Source organism: Ottowia sp. (genome assembly GCF_035444425.1).
In the GTDB taxonomy this organism is placed as follows: domain Bacteria; phylum Pseudomonadota; class Gammaproteobacteria; order Burkholderiales; family Burkholderiaceae_C; genus Ottowia.
The window spans coordinates 46,506-66,810 of record NZ_DAOMOQ010000010.1; the positions used below are offsets into that span (position 1 = coordinate 46,506).

At 69.8% G+C, this 20,305-nt stretch carries 18 protein-coding genes and 1 pseudogene; 13 read left to right on the forward strand and 6 right to left on the reverse strand.

Annotated features, from left to right (window positions below; genetic code table 11):
- Positions 1–8: 8 nt before the first annotated feature.
- The 3 genes from PK606_RS06090 to PK606_RS06100 all read left to right on the forward strand — a co-directional run bounded on the left by PK606_RS06090 (position 9) and on the right by PK606_RS06100 (position 2,074).
- Positions 9–626: a LysE family transporter gene (locus PK606_RS06090; protein WP_324561755.1), complete on the forward strand. Its 618-nt coding sequence runs from the start codon at positions 9–11 to the stop codon at positions 624–626.
- Positions 623–1,405, forward strand: coding sequence for a ParA family protein (locus tag PK606_RS06095; RefSeq protein WP_324561757.1), 783 nt, complete (start codon positions 623–625; stop codon positions 1,403–1,405). The genes PK606_RS06090 and PK606_RS06095 overlap by 4 nt, the downstream gene beginning before the upstream one ends.
- Positions 1,406–1,543: 138 nt before the next feature.
- Positions 1,544–2,074, forward strand: a complete 531-nt coding sequence (locus tag PK606_RS06100; RefSeq protein ID WP_324561759.1) for an RBBP9/YdeN family alpha/beta hydrolase — start codon at positions 1,544–1,546, stop codon at positions 2,072–2,074.
- Positions 2,075–2,090: 16 nt separating this feature from the next.
- Here the strand turns inward: PK606_RS06100 and PK606_RS06105 are convergent, their stop codons facing one another.
- Positions 2,091–3,281, reverse strand: coding sequence for an MFS transporter (locus tag PK606_RS06105; protein WP_324561761.1), 1,191 nt, complete (start codon positions 3,279–3,281; stop codon positions 2,091–2,093).
- Between the two features lie 129 nt (positions 3,282–3,410).
- Between PK606_RS06105 and PK606_RS06110 the strand changes: the two genes are divergently transcribed.
- Together PK606_RS06110 and PK606_RS06115 are read left to right on the forward strand one after the other, a co-directional pair.
- Complete coding sequence (locus tag PK606_RS06110) at positions 3,411–4,331, forward strand: ParB/RepB/Spo0J family partition protein (protein WP_324561762.1); 921 nt, start codon at positions 3,411–3,413, stop codon at positions 4,329–4,331.
- A gap of 167 nt (positions 4,332–4,498) precedes the next feature.
- Positions 4,499–5,185, forward strand: coding sequence for a class I SAM-dependent methyltransferase (locus tag PK606_RS06115; protein WP_324561764.1), 687 nt, complete (start codon positions 4,499–4,501; stop codon positions 5,183–5,185).
- Positions 5,186–5,267: 82 nt separating this feature from the next.
- Here PK606_RS06115 and PK606_RS06120 read toward each other — a convergent pair whose 3' ends face one another.
- The gene (locus PK606_RS06120) at positions 5,268–6,701 is read right to left on the reverse strand and encodes an FAD-binding oxidoreductase (RefSeq protein ID WP_324561766.1); all 1,434 of its coding nucleotides are present in this window, start codon (positions 6,699–6,701) and stop codon (positions 5,268–5,270) included.
- Positions 6,702–6,831: 130 nt separating this feature from the next.
- Between PK606_RS06120 and aroE the strand changes: the two genes are divergently transcribed.
- The 5 genes and pseudogenes from aroE (at position 6,832) to PK606_RS06145 (ending at position 9,768) form a co-directional block, all read left to right on the forward strand.
- Positions 6,832–7,671 carry a shikimate dehydrogenase gene (gene aroE / locus PK606_RS06125; RefSeq protein ID WP_324561768.1) on the forward strand — a complete coding sequence of 280 codons (840 nt, stop codon included), beginning with the start codon at positions 6,832–6,834 and terminating at the stop codon, positions 7,669–7,671.
- A gap of 28 nt (positions 7,672–7,699) precedes the next feature.
- On the forward strand, positions 7,700–8,149 hold the full coding sequence (aroQ, locus tag PK606_RS06130; RefSeq protein WP_324561770.1) for a type II 3-dehydroquinate dehydratase: 450 nt from the start codon (positions 7,700–7,702) through the stop codon (positions 8,147–8,149).
- Between the two features lie 9 nt (positions 8,150–8,158).
- The gene (locus tag PK606_RS06135) at positions 8,159–8,734 is read left to right on the forward strand and encodes a cob(I)yrinic acid a,c-diamide adenosyltransferase (protein WP_324561772.1); all 576 of its coding nucleotides are present in this window, start codon (positions 8,159–8,161) and stop codon (positions 8,732–8,734) included.
- A gap of 120 nt (positions 8,735–8,854) precedes the next feature.
- Positions 8,855–8,950 (forward strand): annotated as a pseudogene (locus PK606_RS06140) (cob(I)yrinic acid a,c-diamide adenosyltransferase); the annotation flags it as partial.
- Between the two features lie 155 nt (positions 8,951–9,105).
- Positions 9,106–9,768, forward strand: a complete 663-nt coding sequence (locus PK606_RS06145; protein ID WP_324561773.1) for a hypothetical protein — start codon at positions 9,106–9,108, stop codon at positions 9,766–9,768.
- A 258-nt stretch (positions 9,769–10,026) separates the two neighbouring features.
- Here PK606_RS06145 and scpC read toward each other — a convergent pair whose 3' ends face one another.
- The 4 genes from scpC to cadR all read right to left on the reverse strand — a co-directional run bounded on the left by scpC (position 10,027) and on the right by cadR (position 14,168).
- Complete coding sequence (gene scpC / locus PK606_RS06150) at positions 10,027–11,562, reverse strand: succinyl-CoA:acetate CoA-transferase ScpC (RefSeq protein ID WP_324561775.1); 1,536 nt, start codon at positions 11,560–11,562, stop codon at positions 10,027–10,029.
- 163 nt (positions 11,563–11,725) lie between these two features.
- Positions 11,726–12,310, reverse strand: a complete 585-nt coding sequence (locus tag PK606_RS06155) for a superoxide dismutase family protein (protein ID WP_324561777.1) — start codon at positions 12,308–12,310, stop codon at positions 11,726–11,728.
- Between the two features lie 42 nt (positions 12,311–12,352).
- Positions 12,353–13,639 (reverse strand): solute carrier family 23 protein, encoded by a 1,287-nt coding sequence (locus tag PK606_RS06160; RefSeq protein ID WP_324561779.1) that lies wholly within the window; start codon positions 13,637–13,639, stop codon positions 12,353–12,355.
- Positions 13,640–13,715: 76 nt separating this feature from the next.
- Positions 13,716–14,168 carry a Cd(II)/Pb(II)-responsive transcriptional regulator gene (cadR, locus tag PK606_RS06165; protein WP_324561781.1) on the reverse strand — a complete coding sequence of 151 codons (453 nt, stop codon included), beginning with the start codon at positions 14,166–14,168 and terminating at the stop codon, positions 13,716–13,718.
- Between the two features lie 54 nt (positions 14,169–14,222).
- On the opposite strand from cadR, the gene PK606_RS06170 reads away from it, so the two are divergent.
- From PK606_RS06170 to PK606_RS06180, 3 genes are all read left to right on the forward strand, one after another.
- The gene (locus PK606_RS06170) at positions 14,223–16,460 is read left to right on the forward strand and encodes a heavy metal translocating P-type ATPase (RefSeq protein WP_324561783.1); all 2,238 of its coding nucleotides are present in this window, start codon (positions 14,223–14,225) and stop codon (positions 16,458–16,460) included.
- Positions 16,461–16,576: 116 nt separating this feature from the next.
- Positions 16,577–18,586 carry a phosphate transport regulator gene (locus PK606_RS06175; RefSeq protein ID WP_324561785.1) on the forward strand — a complete coding sequence of 670 codons (2,010 nt, stop codon included), beginning with the start codon at positions 16,577–16,579 and terminating at the stop codon, positions 18,584–18,586.
- Entirely contained in the window at positions 18,583–20,271 is a 1,689-nt protein-coding gene (locus PK606_RS06180; protein ID WP_324561787.1) for a PEP/pyruvate-binding domain-containing protein, read from the forward strand. Before PK606_RS06175 ends, PK606_RS06180 begins: the two co-directional genes overlap by 4 nt.
- Positions 20,272–20,305 lie beyond the last annotated feature (34 nt).

Consider the following 20,305-nt stretch of genomic DNA (forward strand, 5'->3'; position numbering starts at 1 on the left):
TTTCCGCCATGTTCGGTATCCAGGACTACTGGGCTTTCGTGCTCGCCGTGATCGTGTTTCTGGCGATTCCGGGGCCCGGCAACTTCGCCGTCATCGCCTCCACCGGCAAGGGGCGCATTCGGGGTGGGCTGGCTGCCACCCTGGGCATCATTGCTGGCGACCAGGTGTTGATGTGGCTGGCGGTTGCCGGGGTTGCGGCGCTGCTCAAGGCCAATCCATCGGTGTTCACCGCCGTGCAGTACGCGGGCGCCGCCTACCTGGCCTGGCTTGGTGTGCAGATGCTGCGCGCCAAGGCGGGCGATGCGCCAGTCATCCAGATCCGGCCGCGCCAGTTCTTCCGGCAGGGCGTCTGGATCACCTTGCTCAACCCGAAGGCCATCGTGTTCTACATGGCGTTCTTTCCGCTGTTCGTGGATCCTGCCCGACACCGTGGCCTGCTCACCTTCGCCATCATGGCGGCGACGATTGCGTTGCTGACCCTGCTGTATTGCGTCGCCTTGACACTGATCGCGCATTTCGCCGCTGAAAGGCTGCGCTCCAGCCCCCGCACCACCGTGTGGTTGAATAGAATGGCCGGGTCCATCCTGTTCGCCTTCGGTTTGAAGCTGGCGATTCAAAATCCATGAAGATCTTTTGCGTCGCCAACCAGAAGGGCGGGGTCGGCAAGACCACCACCACCGTCAACCTGGCCGCCGGACTGGCCAAGGTCGGGCAGCGGGTGCTGCTGGTCGATCTGGATCCGCAGGGCAATGCGACCATGGGCTCCGGTGTCGACAAGCGCGCGCTGCAGCCGTCCGTCTACGATGTCCTGCTCGAGTCCGCCAGCATCACCGATGCGGTGGTGGTGCCCGAACGGCTGAAGGAAGCCCATGCCAGCTACGCCGTGGTGGGCGCCAACCGCGACCTGGCGGGCGCCGAGATCGAGCTGGTCGGCGAGGAGCGGCGCGAGCGCCGCCTGCGCGAGGCGCTGGCCCAGGTGCAGGGTGACTACGACTTCGTCCTGATCGACTGCCCGCCCAGCCTGGGGCTGCTGACGCTCAACGGCCTGTGCGCGGCGCAGGGCGTGATCGTGCCGATGCAGTGCGAGTACTTCGCGCTCGAAGGCCTGGCCGACCTCGTCAACACCATCAAGCAGGTGCATGCCAACCTGAACCGCGACCTGCAGCTCATCGGCCTGCTGCGCGTCATGTTCGACCCGCGCATCACCTTGCAGCAGCAGGTCAGCGAACAACTGAAGGCGCATTACGGCGCCAAGGTGTTCGACACCATCATCCCGCGCAACGTGCGGCTGGCCGAGGCGCCGAGCTTCGGGCTGCCGGGGGTGGTGTTCGACCCGGCCGCCAAGGGCAGCAAGGCCTTCATCGAGTTCGCACGGGAGATTGTGGAGCGCGGTTTGCGCCGCTGAGCATGGCGTGGCGCATCCATGGAATCCACCGCTAATGCCCAATCCAAAACGATTGTTCGCTATTGATATGTGAGTAAATCGGCGGTGGCCGATTTGACTGGCCCCGACCGCGTGCCAGTACGCCGGAGCCAAGGCCCCATGAATATCGTCCTCACCCTTCCCGGTTGGCAGGGCAGCGGCCCCGAGCACTGGCAAAGCCGCTGGGAAGCGCTGCACGGCTTCATCCGCGTCGAGCAGCACGACTGGATGCGGCCGCTGCGCGGCGACTGGACGGCGCGCCTGCAGGACGTGGTGCTGGCGCAGCCAGCACCGGTGCTGCTGGCGGCGCACAGCCTGGGCTGCCTGCTGGCGGCCTGGTGGGCCACGCATTCCGGTACCGTGGATCGCGTGATCGGCGCCCTGCTGGTGGCGCCACCCGAGATCGAGCGTGCCGACAACCGCGTGCAGATCCCCGGCTGGGCGCCACCGGCGCGCCGGCGGCTGCCGTTTCGCAGCATTGTCGTGGCCAGCAGCGCGGATCCCTTCGGCAGCCTCGAATCCGCCAGCCGGCTCGCCGCCGACTGGGGTAGCGATTTCGTCAACCTGGGTGCCAGGGGCCACCTCAATGCCGAATCCGGCCTGGGCGATTGGCCCGAAGGCCTGGCGCTGCTGCGCTCGCTGACGGGCTGAGCCGGAGCGGCCCGGCTTAATGCTCGCGCACCTGCGGCACCATCGGGCACCACAGCGCCGCCAGACACATGGCCAGGGCGGCGGCCCACAGCGTGGTGCTGAAGCTGCCGGCCTGCACCAGCGCGCCGCCGAGCCAGAAACCCAGCCCCAGCCCGGCCATGAACACCGTCATGTTCCAGGTGAAGGCCTCGGTGATGTACTCGCGCGGGCTCAAAGCGCCCAGTTGCAGCGACAGCGCCGTGATCATGGGCCCGAAGGCCATGCCGGTGCCGACGCAGGCCAGCGTGAACCAGCCGGTCGACGGCGCCAGCGCCATGGCGATGCTGCCGATGGCCAGCCAGCCCAGCGTGAGCAGGATCTGGTGGTTCAGCGGCCAGCGCCAGCGCCGCGTGCCGTAGTACAGCCCGGCGGCCGCCGAGGGCACGCTCATGGCGGCATAGAACCAGCCGACGCTGCTGGCGATGCCGTGCTCGGTGGCGAAGGCCGGAATCGCCATCTCGTTGAGCCCGATGCCGACGGCCATGATCAGGCCGAGCAACAAGCTGCGCCGCACGCCGTCGACCCGCAGCGGCCCCAGCCAGTGGCGCTGTGCCTCGCGTTCGACCTGGCCCCAGCGCTGCAGCACGCCCGAGCGCGCGAACAGCGGCACGCCGACCGCCGCGCAGGCCGCCGCCAGCAGCACCGCATAGGCCGACGAGCCCGCCAGCAGCGCCAGGCTGACCAGCAGCGGGCCGAGGATGAAGCAGGTCTCGGTCACCACCGAATCAACCGCAAACGCCGACTGCACCATTGCCGCCGACAGGCCGGCCTTGCGGTAGGTAGCGCGCAGCACCATGGCCACGGGCGGGAACGACAGGCCGGACGCGAACGCCGCCAGCAACACCCAGGGCAGCGCCAACTGCGCCGCCACGGCGCCGACCAGGGCCAGCATGGCCAGCACGTGCAGTGCCGTCAGCGGCCCCAGCATGCCGTGTGGGCCGCGCTGGTCCACCAGCCGGCCCAGCAGCGGTGCCTGCACCGCCAGGGCCGCGATGTAGGCGCCCGAAACCCAGCCGGCGCGCGCGAACGAGCCGCTGCTGGCCTGCACGAACAGGGTCAGCCCGAGCGCGTTCATGCCGATCGGCAGGCGGGGCACGATCGAGCTCAGCACGATGCGGCGCAGTTGCCGGTCGGCGAACAGCAGGCGGTAGGGCGTCAGGTCGAACAAGGATGGGGTGCGGCGGGGCCAAGGGGCGAGCGCGCATTCTAGAGAGCGGCGACGTCGCTACACTGTCCGCCATCCGGCGCCGGCGATGGTCCGATCGCGCCGGACCATCCACGGGGAACAATCACAGCCATGGTCACCAGGAAACCCAAGGGCCTCGGGCGCGGCCTCGATGCGCTGCTCGGCCCCAGCCTGTCGGCCGCCGATGAGGCGGCCGCTACCACGCCGGCCGGCACGCCGATGATGCTGGCGCTGGACGCGCTGGCGCCCGGCCAGTACCAGCCGCGCACGCGCATGGACGAAGGCGCGCTGTACGAGCTGGCCGAGAGCATCAAAGCGCAGGGCATCATGCAGCCGATCCTGGTGCGGCGCGTCGGCGCCGGCACCGGTTACGAGATCATCGCCGGCGAGCGCCGTTTCCGCGCCGCCCGTCTGGCCGGCCTGAGCGAGGTGCCGGTGCTGCTGCGCGACGTGCCGGACGAGGCCGCCGCCGCCATGGCGCTGATCGAGAACATCCAGCGCGAGGACCTGAATCCGCTGGAGGAGGCGCAGGGCCTGAAGCGCCTGCTGGACGAGTTCGGCCTGACGCACGAGCAGGCCGCGCAGGCGGTCGGCCGCAGCCGCTCGGCGGCCAGCAACCTGTTGCGCCTGCTGCAGCTGACGCCGGTGGTGCAGACCATGCTGATGGCCGGCGACATCGACATGGGCCATGCGCGCGCGCTGTTGGCGCTCGATGGCGCGGCGCAGATCACCGCCGCCAGCCAGGTGGCTGCGCGCAAGCTGTCGGTGCGCGAGGCCGAGTCGCTGGTGAAGCGGCTCAACGCCGAGTTCAACCTGACCTCGCCGCGCAAGCCGCCGGGCCAGCCGGAGAAGTCGGGCGACGTGCGGCGCGTCGAAGAGGAGCTGTCGGATCTGCTGCTGGCGCAGGTCGAGGTGCGGGTCAAGCGCAGGGCCAAGCGCGGCGGCCGGCTGGAGCAGACGGGTGAGTTGGCGATCCAGTTCGGCTCGCTCGACGAACTCAACGGCCTGATCGAGCGCCTGCGTGCCCAGTGAGCCAACTTGTTCCTGGATCGCCGGCGGCGTTACAAATTTGTCGGCACCCGGGTGCGAAGCCGTGGCCTGAGGGTGTAAGCTGCGGCCCCTGAGTTTCCAGCCCAGTCATCGGCGATCCGATGCGATTCAAGCACCATCTTCCCCCACGTCTTCCTGGCGTGCGCGTCATGCGCAACGTCGGCCTGGATGCCGGACCGCGGCTGGCGGTGCGGGCGGCGCGGGCCAGCGTGGCGCGCATGCGCCGCGCCGTCGACCGGGCCGTGGCGCAATCGCCGCAGTCGCTGTTCCTGCGCGAACTGGTGACGCAGCCCGGCACCGTGGGCGCGATCTGCGCTAGCTCGCCCCGCCTGGCCACCCGCATGGCCGAGCAGGTCGATCCGGCGACGCCCGGCCTGGTGGTCGAGCTCGGCGGCGGCACCGGCGTGGTGTCGGCAGCCCTGCTCGCGCGCGGCGTGACGCCCGGGCGGCTGGTGATCATCGAGCAGTCGGAAGCGCTGGCCGCCCTGCTCAAGCGCCGTTTTCCGCTGGTGCGCGTGATCCACGGCGATGCCGCCGAACTGGCGCAGGCGCATGAGCAAGGCCTGTTGCCGCTGGGCCCGGATGGCGCCTGGCTGCCGATCGACTTCATCGTCTCCGGCCTGCCCCTGCTGTCGATCCCGCTGCCGGCGCGCCAGCGCATCGTGCAGGCCGGCGCGCTGGCGCTGGCGCCGCAAGGGCGGCTGGTGCAGTTCACCTACGCCATGCGCGGTCCCTCGCCGTGGCAGGCCAGCGGGCTGGTGCGCGTGCACAGCGAGCGGGTGATCGCCAACCTGCCGCCGGCGCGCATCGACGTGCTGGGTCACGCTGCAGCCTGACGCGGCGATTCCGCGATTCAGGCCGCCCGGCGCCAGCGTTCCAGCAACGAAGCGGCCGCTGATCCAGCGGGCCGCCGGCGGATCAATCCTGCGCGCTGAACACCTTGCCCGGGTTCATGATGTCGTCTGGATCCAGTGCCTGCTTGATGGTGCGCATCATCGCCACCGCGTCGGCGCCGGCCTCGTCGACCAGGAAGCCGATCTTGTGCAGGCCGACGCCGTGCTCGCCGGTGCAGGTGCCGCCCAGCGCCAGCGCGCGCGCCACCACCTGGTGATTCAGCTGCTCGGCGCGGGCGCGCTCGTCGGGGTCGTCCGGGTCGATCAGGTAGCCCATGTGGAAGTTGCCGTCACCCACGTGGCCGACCAGGAAGTAGGGGATGCCACTCTCGTCGGCCTCGCGCACGGTGTCGAGCAGCGCGTCGGCCAGGCGCGAGATCGGCACGCAGGTGTCGGTGGTGATGCAGCGGCAGCCCGGGCGGCTCTGCACGGCGGCGAAGTAGGCGTTGTGCCGGGCCGTCCACAGGCGCGTGCGCTCCTCGGGCGTGTCGGCCCATTCGAAGTCGGCGCCGTGGTGGTCGCGCGCGATCTCCTGCACGGTTTCGGCCTGCTCCTTGACGCTGGCCGGCGAGCCGTGGAACTCCATCAGCAGCATCGGCTCCTCGCGCAGGCTGAGCTTGCTGTGCGCGTTGACCGCGCGCACGCTGTTGGCATCGATCAGCTCAACACGCGCGATCGGCACGCCGATCTGGATGGTCTGGATTACCGTGTCCACCGCGTCGGCGATGCTCGGGAAGCTGCAGATCGCCGCCGACACCGCTTCCGGCAACGGGTACAGGCGCAGGGTGATCTCGGTGATCACGCCCAGCGTGCCCTCGCTGCCGACGAACAGGCGCGTTAGGTCATAGCCGGCGCTCGACTTGCGCGCGCGCGTGCCGGTGCGGATCGCCTCGCCGCGTGCCGTCACCACTTGCAGCGCCAGCACGTTCTCGCGCATGGTGCCGTAGCGCACCGCGTTGGTGCCGCTGGCGCGCGTGGCCGCCATGCCGCCCAGGCTGGCATCGGCGCCGGGGTCGATCGGGAAGAACAGGCCGGTGCTCTTGATTTCGTCATTGAGCTGCTTGCGCGTCACACCCGGCTGCACGGTCACGGTCAGGTCCTCGGCGTTCACGCTCAGCACCTGGTTCATGCGCGACACGTCCAGGCTGATGCCGCCCTGCACGGCCAGCAGGTGGCCCTCCAGCGAGGAGCCGACGCCGTAGGGAATCACCGGCGTCTTGTGCGCGGCGCACAGCCTGACCGCGTCCTGCACGTCCTGCGTGCTTTCGGCGAACACCACGCCCGCCGGCGGCGGCACGGTGGTGAAGGCCGATTCGTCGCGGCCGTGCTGTTCGCGCACCGCCATCGCTTCCGAGAACTGCGTGTCGAAGCGGTTTTTCAGGGCGTCGATCAGCGCGGCAGGCGCCGGGCGCTGCTTGATCTCGGGCGTGAGGTGGGCGAGTTGGGTCGGGGCGTTCATGGTCTTGGCTCCAGCCGGGGCGTGTTGTGTCTTGAACGGGCAGTGTATGTCGATCGCCGCGCCGCTGCAGTGCGCGGCCAGGCCTGCGCTACAGTGGGCGCCAACCTCACCGCTTCAGCCCGCCCGCGCCATGCCCGACCGCTACGCCGTCATCGGCCACCCCATCGCCCACAGCAAGTCGCCGCTGATCCACGGCCTGTTCGCCGAGGCGACCGGGCAGGATATGACTTACGAGACCATCGACGGCGGCGCCGAGGACGGCGGCTTCGCGCGCGCGCTGGCAGCCTTCCGCGCCGCCGGCGGCAAGGGCTTGAACGTGACCCTGCCGTTCAAGCTGCAGGCGCTGGCCGCTGCAGACGACGCCAGCGAGGACGCACGCCTGGCCGGTGCCGCCAACGCGCTGCGCTTCGACCGCGGCCGTATCGAGGCGCAGAATTTCGACGGCATCGGCCTGGTGCGCGACATCGAGGTGAACCTGGGTGTGCCCCTGCAAGGCCGGCGCGTGCTGCTGCTCGGCGCCGGCGGCGCCACGCGCGGTGCGCTGCTGCCGATCGCCCGTGCCGGCGCGGCGCGCATCGTCATCGCCAACCGCACGCCGTCGAAAGCGGCTGAACTGGCGCGTGAACTGGCGCCGCACCTGTCCGGCTGCGCGGTCGAGGGCGGCGGTTACGACGCACTGGCGTCGGGTGCGGCGTTCGACGTCGTCATCAACGCCACCTCCGCGTCCCTCAGCGGCGCGGCGCCCGCCGTGCCCGTCAGCGCGTTCGCGACCTGCGCGCTGGCCTACGACATGGTCTACGGCAAGGGCCTGACGCCGTTCCTGAAGCTGGCGCAGACGGCCGGCGCCGCCCGCGTCGCCGATGGCGTCGGCATGCTGGTCGAACAGGCGGCAGAAGCCTTCGCATGGTGGCGCGGCGTGCGTCCCGACACGGGCGCCGCGCTGGCGCGCTTGACCGTGCCGCTGGTGTGAGCTTTCGCCTGTGATTCAATAGACCGCCATGAAGCTCCTCGTCCTGCACGGCATCAATCTCAACATGTTCGGCCAGCGCGACCCGGGCCAGTACGGCACGGCGACGCTGGCGGACATCGACGCGGCCCTGCAGGCGCTGGCCGGCGAACTGGGTGTGGAACTGGAATGCTTCCAGACCAACCACGAAGGCGCGATGTGCGAGCGCATCCACCAGGCGCACCGCGAGGCGGCGGCCGGCGTGGTCATTAACGCCGGCGCCTGGACGCACACCAGCGTGGCGATCCGCGATGCGCTGGCGATCCTGAAATGCCCGATCGTCGAAGTCCACATGAGCAACATCCATGCGCGCGAGCCGTTCCGCCACCGCTCGTACATCGCCGACATCGCGCGCGGGCAGGTCTGCGGCTTCGGTGTCGATTCCTACCTGCTTGGCCTGCGCGCCGCCGTTGGCGCAGCGCAGTCAGCTATCAAGAAGTGAGTTAACACGATGGGCAAGCGCCTGACGCAGATCGCCACCCGCACCGGCGACGACGGCACCACCGGCCTGGGCGACAACACGCGCGTCTCCAAGGCCAGCGCGCGGCCCATGGCCATGGGCGACGTGGACGAGCTGAACTCGCACATCGGCCTGCTGCTGTGCGAGGACATGCCGGCCGACGTGCGCGAGCTGCTCATCGACATCCAGCACCAGCTGTTCAATCTGGGTGGCGAGCTGTCCATCCCCGGCTTCGAGCTGCTGCAGGACGACGCGCTGGCCCAGCTCGACGCCGCGCTGGAGCGCTACAACGCCAACCTGCCGCGCCTGCAGGAATTCATCCTGCCGGCCGGCACCCGCGCCGCCGCGCAAGCCCACATCTGCCGCACCGTCGCCCGCCGCGCCGAGCGCGCCGTGGTGGCGCTGGGCGAGCACGAGACCGTGCGCGATGCGCCGCGCCGCTACCTCAACCGCCTGTCCGACCTGATGTTCGTGCTGTCGCGGGTGCTGAACCGGCACCGGCCCGACGGCAGCGTAGGGGACGATGTGTATTGGAAGAGTGAGCGGTTGAAGCGGGCGGGAGAATAAGCTGACAGTGCGCGCGCGTTAACCTGTTGATAGAAGCAGTTTCGTAGGCTGGGTTGAGGAACGAAACCCAGCGGTTTCTGAAGGCAATTGCTGGGTTACGCTGCGCTAACCCAGCCTACGGTGCTGTCGCGGGTGCTGAACCGGCACCGGCCCGATGGCAGCGTAGGGGACGATGTGTATTGGAAGAGTGAGCGGTTGAAGCGGGCGGAAAAATGAGCTGACCGTGCGCGCGCGTTAACCTGTCAATGGAAGCAGTTGAACCCAAGATTCCGAGCCAGAACAACGGGTTGCAATGGTCTATCGTGTCATGACCCCGTGTCGTGTTATCTGTTATCGCGCGGGTCTGCCAAATAAATCAAGTTAGGGCAAAGATGAAGTCACGCGCACTCCTAAACAAGCAAAGAAAAGAGCTGCACGACATCCTTGTTAAGCGCGGCATCGATCCGGCCGTAACAAGATGGACATCTGACGGGAAAAAGTGGACTAGTGATGAAGCGGACACCCTTGAGGCGGGGTTGTGTCATTTTCTTTTTAACCCTGGCTACGACGGAACCTACAGCATCCACTTCAAGCCTGGACCCGATGGTGGCGCTCCGGTCGGCGAGGTCAACCAATCCTGGCAGGAGGCTATTGGTCTCTTCAATTACTGGGCTTCGTTTGTAAAGGAAGAGCTGGAGCAGGAGGACCCTTGGCAACAGTATTCTGCGTACCTGCCGCCTGAGCGACGTGGCGACTCAACTGACAACTCACCTTTTACTCATCGAGAAGCGGAACATATCGCTAAGTCGTTGGCGACGTTCCAGGATCATGTAAAAAGTTTCTTGCCGAACTACCAAGATGTGGCCGCGCAGTTTGATCCGCAGTTCGAGAGGTTATCCACCCAAGCCAAGGCCGGCGCAGGCCGGATTGATTGGTCTAACCAGTTTGTCGGAATGCTCATAAGCCTCTGCATGGCACTGTCGCTTGCCCCAGATTCGGCGTCGGCCCTGTGGCAGTTCTGGGTGCAGGTGGTAGATGGCTTGCTTTTGCCCTAACAATTCATTCAAGCCGATGCCGCTTCGCGGCACGGCTTAATTCTGGCGTTAGGCAGAAAATGCAGCCCTCGCAGGGCAATACCCCGCAGGGATTCCGCTGCATGAGGCGCTGGCGACCATGTGAAACGCTGGAATCGCTGCGCGGCTCCAGCCTACGACTTGCCGGGTTGCGTTGCGCTAATCCAGCCCACAAGACTTCAAGCAAAAAAAGCCGTAGCGCTTGCCCACCAAGCGCCAGCAGCTATCAATCCCGCAGCATCACCCCTTCATGCTGCCCGTGCGCAGATACCGCTCATGCCAGCCCAGCGCCTCGGTCAGCAGGTGCGGGGTGTGCTGGCCGTTGGCCGTCGCCCTGGCGCGTTCCACGTAGTCGTGCAGCGCCTCGCGGAAGTCGGGGTGGGCGCAGGTGTCGATGACTTTGCGGGCGCGTTGCTGCGGGGCCAGACCGCGCAGGTCGGCCAGGCCTTGCTCGGTCACGATGACCTGCACGTCGTGCTCGGTGTGGTCGGTGTGCGAGGCCATGGGCACGATGCAGCTGATCTTGCCGTCCTTGGCGGTGGAGGGGCTCATGAAGATCGACAGGTAGGCGTTGCGCGCAAAGTCGCCCGAGCCGCCAATGCCGTTCATGATGGCGCTGCCCATCAGGTGCGTGGAGTTGACGTTGCCGTAGATGTCGGCCTCGATCATGGCGTTCATGGCGATCAGGCCCATTCGGCGGATCAGCTCGGGGTGGTTGCTGATCTCCTGCGGGCGGATGACGATGCGGCCCTTGAACTCGTCGATGTGCTCGTTGAAGTAGGCCGCCGCGTCGGGGCTGAGCGACAGCGCGGTGCACGAGGCGGTGGCCAGCTTGCCGCTTTTCAGCATGTCGAGCATGCCGTCCTGCAGCACCTCGGTGTAGGCGGTGAGGTGGTCGAACGGGCCGGTGTTCAGCCCCGCCAGCACGGCGTTGGCGATGTTGCCCACGCCGGATTGCAGCGGCAGCAGTTCCTTGGGCAGACGGCCTTTCTTCACCTCATGCTGCAGGAAGTCGATGATGTGCGTGGCAATGGCCTGCGAGTTGGCGTCGGGCTGGGCGAACTTGCTGTTGCGGTCTGGGGCGTTGGTCTCGACCACGGCGATGACCTTGGCCGGGTCGCAGCGCAGGTAGGGCTCGCCGATGTGCTGGCCGGGCTCGGTCATCATGATGGGCTGGCGGTGCGGCGGCAGCGCGGTGCCGTAGTAGATGTCGTGCATGCCCTCCAGCGCGGCGTTCTGCCAGTGGTTCACTTCCAGGATTACGTGGTCGGCCTGGTCGATCCAGGTCTTGTTGTTGCCGACCGAGGTGCTGGGCACCAGGCGGCCGTCGGGCAGGATGCCGGCCACCTCGATCACGGCCACGTTCAGGTGGCCGAGGAAGCCGAACCACACGAACTGCGCCACGTGCGAGAGATGGATGTCGACGTACTGCATGTGGCCGCTGTTGATCTGCGCGCGCACCGTGGGGTCGCTCTGGTAGGGCAGGCGCATGTCGATGCCGTCGACCTTGGCCAGCGCGCCGTCCAGTTGGGGCGCGGTGGAGGCGCCCGTCCACAGGCCGATGCGGAACTGCTCGCCCCGCGCGTGTGCGGCCTCGATGTGCTGCGCCAGCGCAAGCGGCACCGCCTTGGGGTAGCCGGCACCGGTGAAGCCACTCATGCCGACGTTCCAGCCCGGCTGGATGAGGGCGGCGGCCTGCTCGGCGCTCATCAGCTTGGCGCGCAGGCCGTCGTGCTGGATGCGGTCAGCGGCGGTGGCGGGGTGCGGGGCGTTCATGCGGATCTCCTGTGCAGGCCGCGGCGCGCACGCACGGGCAGCCGAACAATCTAGGGTTTACCCTGAGTTTAGCGAACGCAGCTGACGCGTCCTGCCCCGCGTTGGCAGCAAAAGGCGCCCGAGAAGGGCGCCCTTACTCTGGGGACGGGTGGTAAGCGCGGCTTCAGCCGCCTGGCTGCAGTGCGATCACGCCGCAGGCCAGGCGCGGTCCGGCGTTGCCCACCGGCTGGTGATTCACGTCGTCCGGGTCGCGGTGCACGATGACCGCCTTGCCGATGATGGTGTTGGGCCCGCGCAGCGTCAGCGTCTGGCTGTTGAACGACACTTTGGCGGTACCGGTGGCATCGGCCATGAGCTGCGGCATGTCGCCCAGGTGGTGCAGGCCGCTGCCGTGCGCGCCGTGCGGCTGCTTGGTCGGGTTGAAGTGCCCGCCCGCGCTGCTGAAGTCGGGCGCGGTGCAGTCGCCCTTCTCATGCACGTGGAAGGCGTGCGCCGCGTTGGGCTTGAGGCCGGTGACGGTGCCGGTCACGCTGACGATGCCGCGCAGCTCCGAGAACGTGAACGTGCCCTGCACCGGCGATTGCGGGTTGGGCTGCGGCGTGCCGCCGGCAGCGGACTGCACGCGCACGGTGGCCACGGTGCGCGGGTTGGCCTCGTCGGGGCTCTTGGTCACGCCGCACGCGGTGAGCGCGGTCGCCGCGGCGACCAGGGTCAGGCCGGCGGCGCGGCGCGGGTTGAGGTGGGGCATGGGTTCTCTCCTGATGCAGAAAAACATTCCGGAGAGCCCATGCTAAGTGTGGCGCCGCAGCAGCGCGTGTAGGAGAACCGCGCCAAAGGTTGCGGTGCCGATGCCACCGAGAGCGAAGCTGCCGAAGTGCAGGGTGAAGTCGCCGGTGCCCAGGATCAGCGTGATGGCGGCCGTCAGCAGGTTGGCCGGGTTGCCGAAGTCGACCTTGTTGTCGACCCAGATCTTGGCGCCGGCGATGGTGATGAGGCCGAACACCACGATGCTGACGCCGCCCATCACCGGCAGCGGAATGGCCTGGATCAGGGCGCCGAACTTGGGTGAGAAGCCCAGTACCAGCGCCATCAGGCCGGCCACCACGAACACCGCGGTCGAATAGATGCGCGTGGCCGCCATCACGCCGATGTTCTCGGCGTAGGTGGTGACGCCGGTGCCGCCGCCGGCGCCCGACAGCATGGTGGCCAGGCCGTCGGCACCGAAGGCGCGGCCGATGTAGGGGTCGAGATTGCGCCCGGTCATGGCCGCCACGGCCTTGATGTGGCCCAGGTTCTCGGCCACCAGGATCAGCGCCACCGGCGCGATCAGCATGATGGCGCCGACCTCGAACACCGGCGCGGTGAACTTGGGCAGGCCGATCCAGGGCGCAGCGGCGATGCCGGAGAAGTCCATCGGCTTGCCCAGGCCCATGCCGTTGGCCAGCAGCAGGTAGATCAGCGTCGCCAGCGCCAGGCCGACCAGGATCAAGAGGCGCTGCACCATGCCGCGCGTGAACACCGCGACCAGCGCCACGCACAGGAAGGTCACCAGCTGCATCCAGCTGTCGAAGTTGCCGGCCGCCATGTTCTTGACCGGGATGTGCGCCAGGTTGAGGCCGATCACCGCCACCACCGCGCCGGTCACCACGGGCGGCATCAGGCGCTCGATCCAGCCGGTGCCGAGCGACTGCACCAGCGCGCCGATCAGCGCGTACAGCAGACCGCAGGCGATGATGCCGCCCAGCGCCACGCCGATGTTGGGGTTGAGACCCTGCCCGGCGTAGCCGGTGGCGGCGATCACCACGCCGATGAAGGCGAACGACGAGCCCAGGTAGCTGGGGATCCTGCCGCCGGTGACGAAGTAGAACAGCAGCGTGCCGACGCCGCTCATGAAGATCGCCAGGTTGGGGTCGAAGCCCATCAGGATCGGCGCCAGCACGGTGGCGCCGAACATGGCGATGACGTGCTGCACGCCCATGGCCGCCGTCTCGGGCCAGGGCAGCCGCTCGTCGGGGCCGATCACGCCGCCATCCTGCAGCACCGCCACAGGTCGTTCCTGCCAATCGAACAAGGCCATGCCCGCGCTCCTCCGGTTTGAGATGCGCGATGTTAGATCAGCGGCGCGGTTTTTTTTCGGGCCTCAGAAGCCGGTTTCAAGCGGGTCGCCCATGGGTGCCCTGGACGTGGCTGCTGCGCACCGGAGCTGGCTGCGTTGCCTGCTCCACCATGCCGGCCAGGATGCCGCAATGCGCGGTGTTGCTGGCCTGCCGGCACTGGGCCCGCAGGTCCTTCAACTGCCTTTCCAGCGCGCGCAGCTCGCGGATGCGGGTGGCGATGTGGCCGATGTGCTCGTCCAGCAGGTCGTTGACGGCACCGCAGTCGGCCTCGGGCCGGTCGCGCCAGGCCAGCAGGGTGCGGATCTCGTCCAGCGACATGTCGAGCCCGCGGCCCTGGCGGATGAAGGCCAGGCGCTCGGCATGCTCCGGCCCATAGACGCGGTAGTTGTTGTCGCCGCGCGCCGGTGCGGGCAGCAGGCCCTCACGCTCGTAGTAGCGGATGGTGTCCGGCGGCGTGCCGGTGGCCTGGGCGAGTTCGCTGATCTTCATGGCTGCATGCTAGCCGGTTGACATTGGAGTTGCTTCAGGGTTTCCAATAGGACCATGGACACTGCGAGGACATTCGACAGCGCCACCTGGCGCATCCCCAACATGGACTGCGCGGCGGAGGAAAGCGAGATCCGCCACGCCCTGCGCAACGTGGCCGGCGTGCAGAGGCTGGCGTTCCGCCTCGGCGCGCGTGAGCTGGCGGTGGATGCACTGCCCGGCACGCTGCCGGGCATCGAGGCGGCGCTGCGGGCGGCGGGTTTTGCGCCCGCGGGTGCGGCGCCCGCGCCGGCGCCTGCCACTGACTTCCCGCACGGCGGCTGCGGTTCTGCATGCGGTGTCACCGCAGGGCCGGCAGTACTGGGGGTGGCGGAAGATGTCGGCGGTTGGCGCATGTTGACGCTGGCGCCGGGCCTGGTGCGCACCGTCACCGCACTGGTGCTGGCGCTGGCGGCCGAGCTGCTGGCGGTGTTCGCGCCGGCGTCATGGGGCGTGGCAGGCATGGCGCTGGCCTTGGTGGCGGTCGTGCTGTCGGGGCTGTCGACCTACCTCAAGGGCGTTCATGCGCTGCGGCGCGGGCGCCTGAACATCAGCGCATTGATGGCGGTGGCGGTGACCGGTGCCTTCCTGATCGGTGAATGGCCCGAGGCTGCGATGGTGATGGCGCTGTACGCGCTGGCCGAATGGCTTGAGGAACGCGCCGTGGATCGCGCGCGCGGCGCCATCGGCGGCCTGCTGCAGATGGCGCCCGATACGGTGGAGCTGCGCAGTGCCGATGGCCACTGGCAGCAGGTGAAGGCTGCCGAGGTGCCGCTGCACGCCGTCATCCGCGTCAAGCCCGGCACGCGGCTGGCGTTGGACGGCGTGGTCACTGCCGGGCGCAGCGCGATCGACCAGGCGCCGGTCACCGGCGAGAGCCTGCCGGTGGACAAGGCCGAGGGCGACACCGTGTACGCTGGCACGCTGAACCAGACCGGCGTGCTGGAAGTGCGCGTAACGGCGGGTGCGCGTGACACGCAGCTGGCACGCATCATCCATGCGGTCGAGCAGGCGCAGGGCGAGCGTGCGCCGACGCAGGCCTTCATCGACCGCTTTGCCGCCGTCTACACGCCGGCGGTGTTTGCGCTGGCGCTGGCCGTGGCCACACTGGGGCCGTGGCTGGCCGGCTGGTCCTGGCTGGATGCAATCTACAAGTCGCTGGTGCTGCTGGTGATCGCCTGCCCTTGTGCGCTGGTGATCGCCACGCCGGTGACCATCGTCAGCGGCTTGGCCAACGCGGCGCGGCGTGGCGTGCTGGTCAAGGGCGGCGTGTACCTGGAACAGGCGCGTCGCCTGAAGGCGGTGGCGCTGGACAAGACCGGCACGCTGACGCTGGGCCGGCCGGTGCTGGTGGCGCATGCGCTGCTGGCGGATGGGGAGCCGCCCGCGTCCGTGCTGGCGGCGGCAGCGGCCCTGGCTTCCCACAGCGACCACCCGGTGTCGCAGGCGATTGCGCAGGGGTTGGCGGCGCAGGGCGTGCGGGCGGCCGTGGTGACGCATTTCGTCGATCGGCCCGGCCACGGTGTCGAGGGCATGGTCGATGGCCGGCGGGTGCAGCTCGCGAGCGCGCGCACGATCGAGGCGCTGGGCCTGGGCGGCGCGGCGCTGACCGAGCGGCTGGCGGCGCACCAGGCGCAGGGCCGCAGCGTCTCGCTGCTGGCATCCGACACGGCGGTGCTGGCGCTGTTCGCCGTCGCCGATCCGGTGAAGGATCACGCACCCGAGGCGGTGCGCGCCCTGCACGCGCTGAGGGTGCAGACCGTGATGCTGTCAGGCGATCACCCGGTGGCGGCGCAGGCCGTGGCGGTGGCCGCAGGCGTCGACGAGGCGCATGGCGAGTTGCTGCCGGATGACAAGCTGGTGCGCATCGCCGAACTGCGCGCGCGTCTGGGCACGACCGCGATGGTGGGTGACGGCATCAACGACGCGCCGGCGCTGGCGGCGGCCGACATCGGCATCGCCATGGGCTCGGCCGGCACCGACATCGCCATGGAAGCGGCCGACGTGGTGGTGATGAACGACGACCTGCGCCGCCTGCCGACGCTGATCCGCCTGTCGCGCCGCACCCACGCCGTGCTGTGGCAGAACATCGTGCTGGCGCTGGGCATCAAGGCGGTGTTCCTGGTGCTGGCGCTGGCGGGCGTCGCCACCATGTGGATGGCGGTGTTCGCCGACATGGGTGCCAGCCTGATCGTGGTGGCCAACGGGTTGCGGTTGCTGCGCGGGCCAGGGCAGTCGATCCAGCGCGCCGGCTGACGACCCGATGGCGGTCGCCGAAGCGGGCGGAGGCGCTTCGTGCCGTCATTTTTTCGTCATCAGTCGGTCACCAAGACGACGCAGACTGCATCGTTTCGATTTCCGGTTGTTGTTCCATGGAAAAAAGCGATGCCGTGGCTTCGCTCGGCGCCGAGGCGCCGGCACTGTCCTCGCTGCTGCGCCCGGCCCAGGTGCGCGCCGCGCTCAAGGCGAATGACCGCCTGAAGCTCTACCTGAGCGTGCTGCAGGCGGCCAGCGCGCACGCGCACCATCCGCGCGAGGCGGCGCTGGATCTGTCGCGCGAGATCGCCGCCGCCGACATCAGCGCCCGCGCCGAGGCCGACTGGCTGCACGACCTGCCGGCCACCGCCGTGCGCGAGGGCGCGGACGCATTGCGCGTGCCCGACCTGCCGCGCCTGGGCCTGCGCCTGCACGACGACCTCGGCGTGATGGCGCGCCCCTTGATCGAGGGCGCCGGCGCCAATGCCGCGCTGGCTGCGCGCGTGGCCCGGTGGCAGGGCAGCCTGCAGGCGCTGGCCGGGCCGGTGCTCACGGCGGCGCAGATCGAGTCGCTGACGCACGGCCAGCGCGAGCGCGGCGACAGCCTGCACATCACGGTGATGGACCTGCACAAGGCGCTCAACCGCCTGGCGGCCGAGCTGTCGACCGACCGCATCGACGGCGCCCACTGCTGGCAACTGGCCGAAGACGGCAGCGACCGGCCGCGCGTCGAGGCCTTCATGCGCGGCCTGAACCGCACCGCGCCGCTCAAGTTCGACCATCCCGGCCTCGACACCGCGGCCACGCGCGACGGCGGCAAGCTGCTGATCCAGAACGACATCGGCACCAACGACGCCCACGTGCTGGTGATCCAGGTGGATACCGCGAGCGCGCCGCGCGTCATCACGCTGACCTATTCCGACCTGCACCGGCGCCGCTTCGCCTTCTTCCAGCGCCTGCTGGCCGAGGTCGGCGCGCACTGGGGCGACGCCGAGCAGCGCACCACCCAGGGCCTGAACCAGGGCGACGCCTACCACGTCGGCACCGCGCGCTTCGAGGCCGAGGACGAGGCCGCGCTGGCGCGCCAGCTGGAGGGCATCGGCGAGCGCATCGTGTTCCTGATCGACTGGAACCGCGCGCGCAAGCGGCTCGTGCACTTCGTCAGCCGCGACGGCGCGGTGGCGGTGCTGGAGGCCACAGCGCGCGCCCGCGCCGGCCACATGGCGTGGCTGAACGCCGGCGCCGAGCGCCTGATCTGGGACGCCATGGCGGCGCAGGGCGCGAGCCAGTTCCGGCTCGGCGACCGGCTCGACGAGGTGCTGGGCGAGGCCGAGGCGCGCGACTACCTGGTCGACGTGATGACCAGCGCGGCGCGGCACCCGCAGGCCTCGGCGCTGCTGCTGGACCAGGCCCAGGCGCAGCTGGCGCGCCGCCTGCGCGGCCGCCGCGGCGACGACGAATTGCTGCAGGAGCACGCCGCCTACTGCCACGCGCTGGCGCAAGGCCTGCGCGACGCGCTGGCGCACGGCATGGAGCACGACGCGCCCGCGGCCGAGCGCCTGGCCGCGCGCGCCAAGGCCTGGGAGCGGCACGCCGACCAGCTGGTGGTGCATGCGCGCGAGCTGGCGGACCACCAGCCGCAATGGCGCCCGCTGATGCTGCTGATGGGGCGCGGCGACGACGTCGCCGACGCGCTGGAGGAAGCCTGCTTCGTGCTCAGCGTGCTGGCCGGGCATTTCGAGGCCGCCGGCAACACCACCGGCTGGAACCCGGCGGTGCGGCAGGTGATGAACGAGCTGGCCGACGCAGTGCTGAACGCGGTGCAGGACCACGTCAAGGCGCTAGCGGTGGCGCGTACGCTGGGCGAGGCCAGCCAGGGCGAGGACCAGGCCGAATACCTGTCGTCGGCCTGGCGCGTGCAGCAGGCCGAACGCCTGTGCGACGAGCTGCTGCGCCGCGCGCGGCGCGAACTGGCGCACCAGGCGCGCGAGCAGGGCGACGCCGTGGCGCTGACGCTGGGCAACGAGCTGGCCGCCGCCATCGAGGACGCCAGCGACGCCCTGCTGGCGCTCGGCTGGGGCCTGCGCGAACGCACGATGCAACGCATGGGAGTGGCGAGTACATGAACGCCCGCGACAAGAGCTTTCTTCCCGCCGCCGACCGCGCGGTCGCCCTGATCGGCTGCGGCCCGCGCGTGCAGCAGCCCGAGGTGCCGGCGCCGGATGCGATCGGCTTCAAGGCCCACAACCTGGCGCGCATGGCGGCGCTGGGGCTGCCGGTGCCGCCGGCCTTCGTGCTCGACACCGGCTGGTGCGCGCGCCTGCCGGCGCTGCAGCCCGACGCCTGGCAGGCGGCGCTGGCGGCGCTGGAGCAGGCCAGCGGCGCGCGCTTCGGCGATGCGCGCCGGCCGCTGCTGCTGTCGGTGCGCTCGGGCGCGCCGGTGTCGATGCCGGGCATGATGGAGACGCTGCTCAACATCGGCCTCGCCGACGCCACCGTGGCCGGCCTGGTGCGCCAGACCGGCAACCCGCGCCTGGTCTGGGACGCCTACCGGCGCCTGGTGGCGGGCTTCGGCGAGGTGGTGATGGGCGTCGGCCCCGAGGTGTTCGAGGCCGACCTGGCGCAGGTGGCCGCCGGCCGCGACGAGCGTGAGCTCGACTTCGCCGAGCTGCGCGCGCTGACCCGCGCCCACCTGGCCAGCGTGCAGCGGGTCGCCGGGCGACCGTTCCCGCAGTCGCCGGCAGCGCAGCTGGAGCAGGCGATCCGCGCCGTGTTCGCCAGCTGGGACGCGCCCAAGGCGCGCGAGTACCGGCGCCTGAACCAGCTCTCGGACGAGATGGGCACGGCGGCGACGGTGCAGCGCATGGTGTTCGGCAATGCCGGCGGCAGCTCGGGCGCCGGCGTCGGCTTCACGCGCCATCCGTCCACCGGCGAGGCGGCGCCCTGGGTCGACTTCCTGTTCAACGCCCAGGGCGAGGACGTGGTCTCGGGCCGGCGCAGCGCCCAGGGGCACGACCAGCTGGCGGCCGCCGCGCCGGCGGTGTGGCAGGAACTGCTGGCCGCCACCGGGCAGCTCGAGCAGGCCTTCGGCGACATGCAGGACTTCGAGTTCACGGTCGAGAACGGCCGGCTGTGGCTGCTGCAGACCCGGGCCGGCAAGCGCACCGCGCAGGCGCGCGCGCGCATCGCGCTGGACCTGGCCGACGAGGGCATCATCAGCGCCGCCGAGGCGCGCCGGCGCACCGAGGGGCTGGACGCCGATGCGCTGGCGCTGCAGCGCGTGCTGACCGAGGACGGCGACGCGACGCCGCTGGCGCAGGCGGTAAGCGCGGCGCACGGCGTCGCGATCGGCGAGATCGTGCTGGACGAGGAACGCGCGCGGGCGCGCCAGGCCGCCGGTGCGCAGGTCGTGCTGCTGCGCCAGGACGCCGAGACGCGCGACCTGGCGGCGCTCGACATCGCCGCCGGCCTGCTGACCGTGCGCGGCGCCCGCACCTCGCACGCCGCCGTGGTGGCACGCCAGCTCGGCAAGGTGTGCCTGGTCGGCTGCGAGCAGCTGGCCATCGACCTGCCGCGCCGCCAGGTGCGCCTGGGCGGCGTCGAGCTGCCGGAAGGCGAGCTGCTGACGCTCGACGGCGGCAGCGGCGCCATCTACCGCGGCTGGCGGCGCTGCGCGGCGCCGGCTGACGCCAGTGCAGCCGGGTTGATGCTGGTCGGATGCGCCGGTGACCAGCGGTGCCATCGCCCGCTGCCATCCGGCGGCGCCCTATGGGGTGAATTCCGGATGGTGGGCCGGCCGCCGTGGTGTTAGGCTGCCCCGCTTTGAACCGCATCACCCGAAAGGA

Bases quoted from the DNA above. Each gene is read 5' to 3' on its own strand.
- PK606_RS06090 (WP_324561755.1), top strand. From the start codon at position 9: ATGTTCGGTATCCAGGACTACTGGGCTTTCGTGCTCGCCGTGATCGTG.
- PK606_RS06095 (WP_324561757.1), top strand. From the start codon at position 623: ATGAAGATCTTTTGCGTCGCCAACCAGAAGGGCGGGGTCGGCAAGACC.
- PK606_RS06100 (WP_324561759.1), top strand. From the start codon at position 1,544: ATGAATATCGTCCTCACCCTTCCCGGTTGGCAGGGCAGCGGCCCCGAG.
- PK606_RS06110 (WP_324561762.1), top strand. From the start codon at position 3,411: ATGGTCACCAGGAAACCCAAGGGCCTCGGGCGCGGCCTCGATGCGCTG.
- PK606_RS06115 (WP_324561764.1), top strand. From the start codon at position 4,499: ATGCGCAACGTCGGCCTGGATGCCGGACCGCGGCTGGCGGTGCGGGCG.
- PK606_RS06120 (WP_324561766.1), bottom strand. From the start codon at position 6,701: ATGAACGCCCCGACCCAACTCGCCCACCTCACGCCCGAGATCAAGCAG.
- aroE (WP_324561768.1), top strand. From the start codon at position 6,832: ATGCCCGACCGCTACGCCGTCATCGGCCACCCCATCGCCCACAGCAAG.
- aroQ (WP_324561770.1), top strand. From the start codon at position 7,700: ATGAAGCTCCTCGTCCTGCACGGCATCAATCTCAACATGTTCGGCCAG.
- PK606_RS06135 (WP_324561772.1), top strand. From the start codon at position 8,159: ATGGGCAAGCGCCTGACGCAGATCGCCACCCGCACCGGCGACGACGGC.
- PK606_RS06145 (WP_324561773.1), top strand. From the start codon at position 9,106: ATGAAGTCACGCGCACTCCTAAACAAGCAAAGAAAAGAGCTGCACGAC.
- scpC (WP_324561775.1), bottom strand. From the start codon at position 11,562: ATGAACGCCCCGCACCCCGCCACCGCCGCTGACCGCATCCAGCACGAC.
- PK606_RS06155 (WP_324561777.1), bottom strand. From the start codon at position 12,310: ATGCCCCACCTCAACCCGCGCCGCGCCGCCGGCCTGACCCTGGTCGCC.
- PK606_RS06160 (WP_324561779.1), bottom strand. From the start codon at position 13,639: ATGGCCTTGTTCGATTGGCAGGAACGACCTGTGGCGGTGCTGCAGGAT.
- cadR (WP_324561781.1), bottom strand. From the start codon at position 14,168: ATGAAGATCAGCGAACTCGCCCAGGCCACCGGCACGCCGCCGGACACC.
- PK606_RS06170 (WP_324561783.1), top strand. From the start codon at position 14,223: ATGGACACTGCGAGGACATTCGACAGCGCCACCTGGCGCATCCCCAAC.
- PK606_RS06175 (WP_324561785.1), top strand. From the start codon at position 16,577: ATGGAAAAAAGCGATGCCGTGGCTTCGCTCGGCGCCGAGGCGCCGGCA.
- PK606_RS06180 (WP_324561787.1), top strand. From the start codon at position 18,583: ATGAACGCCCGCGACAAGAGCTTTCTTCCCGCCGCCGACCGCGCGGTC.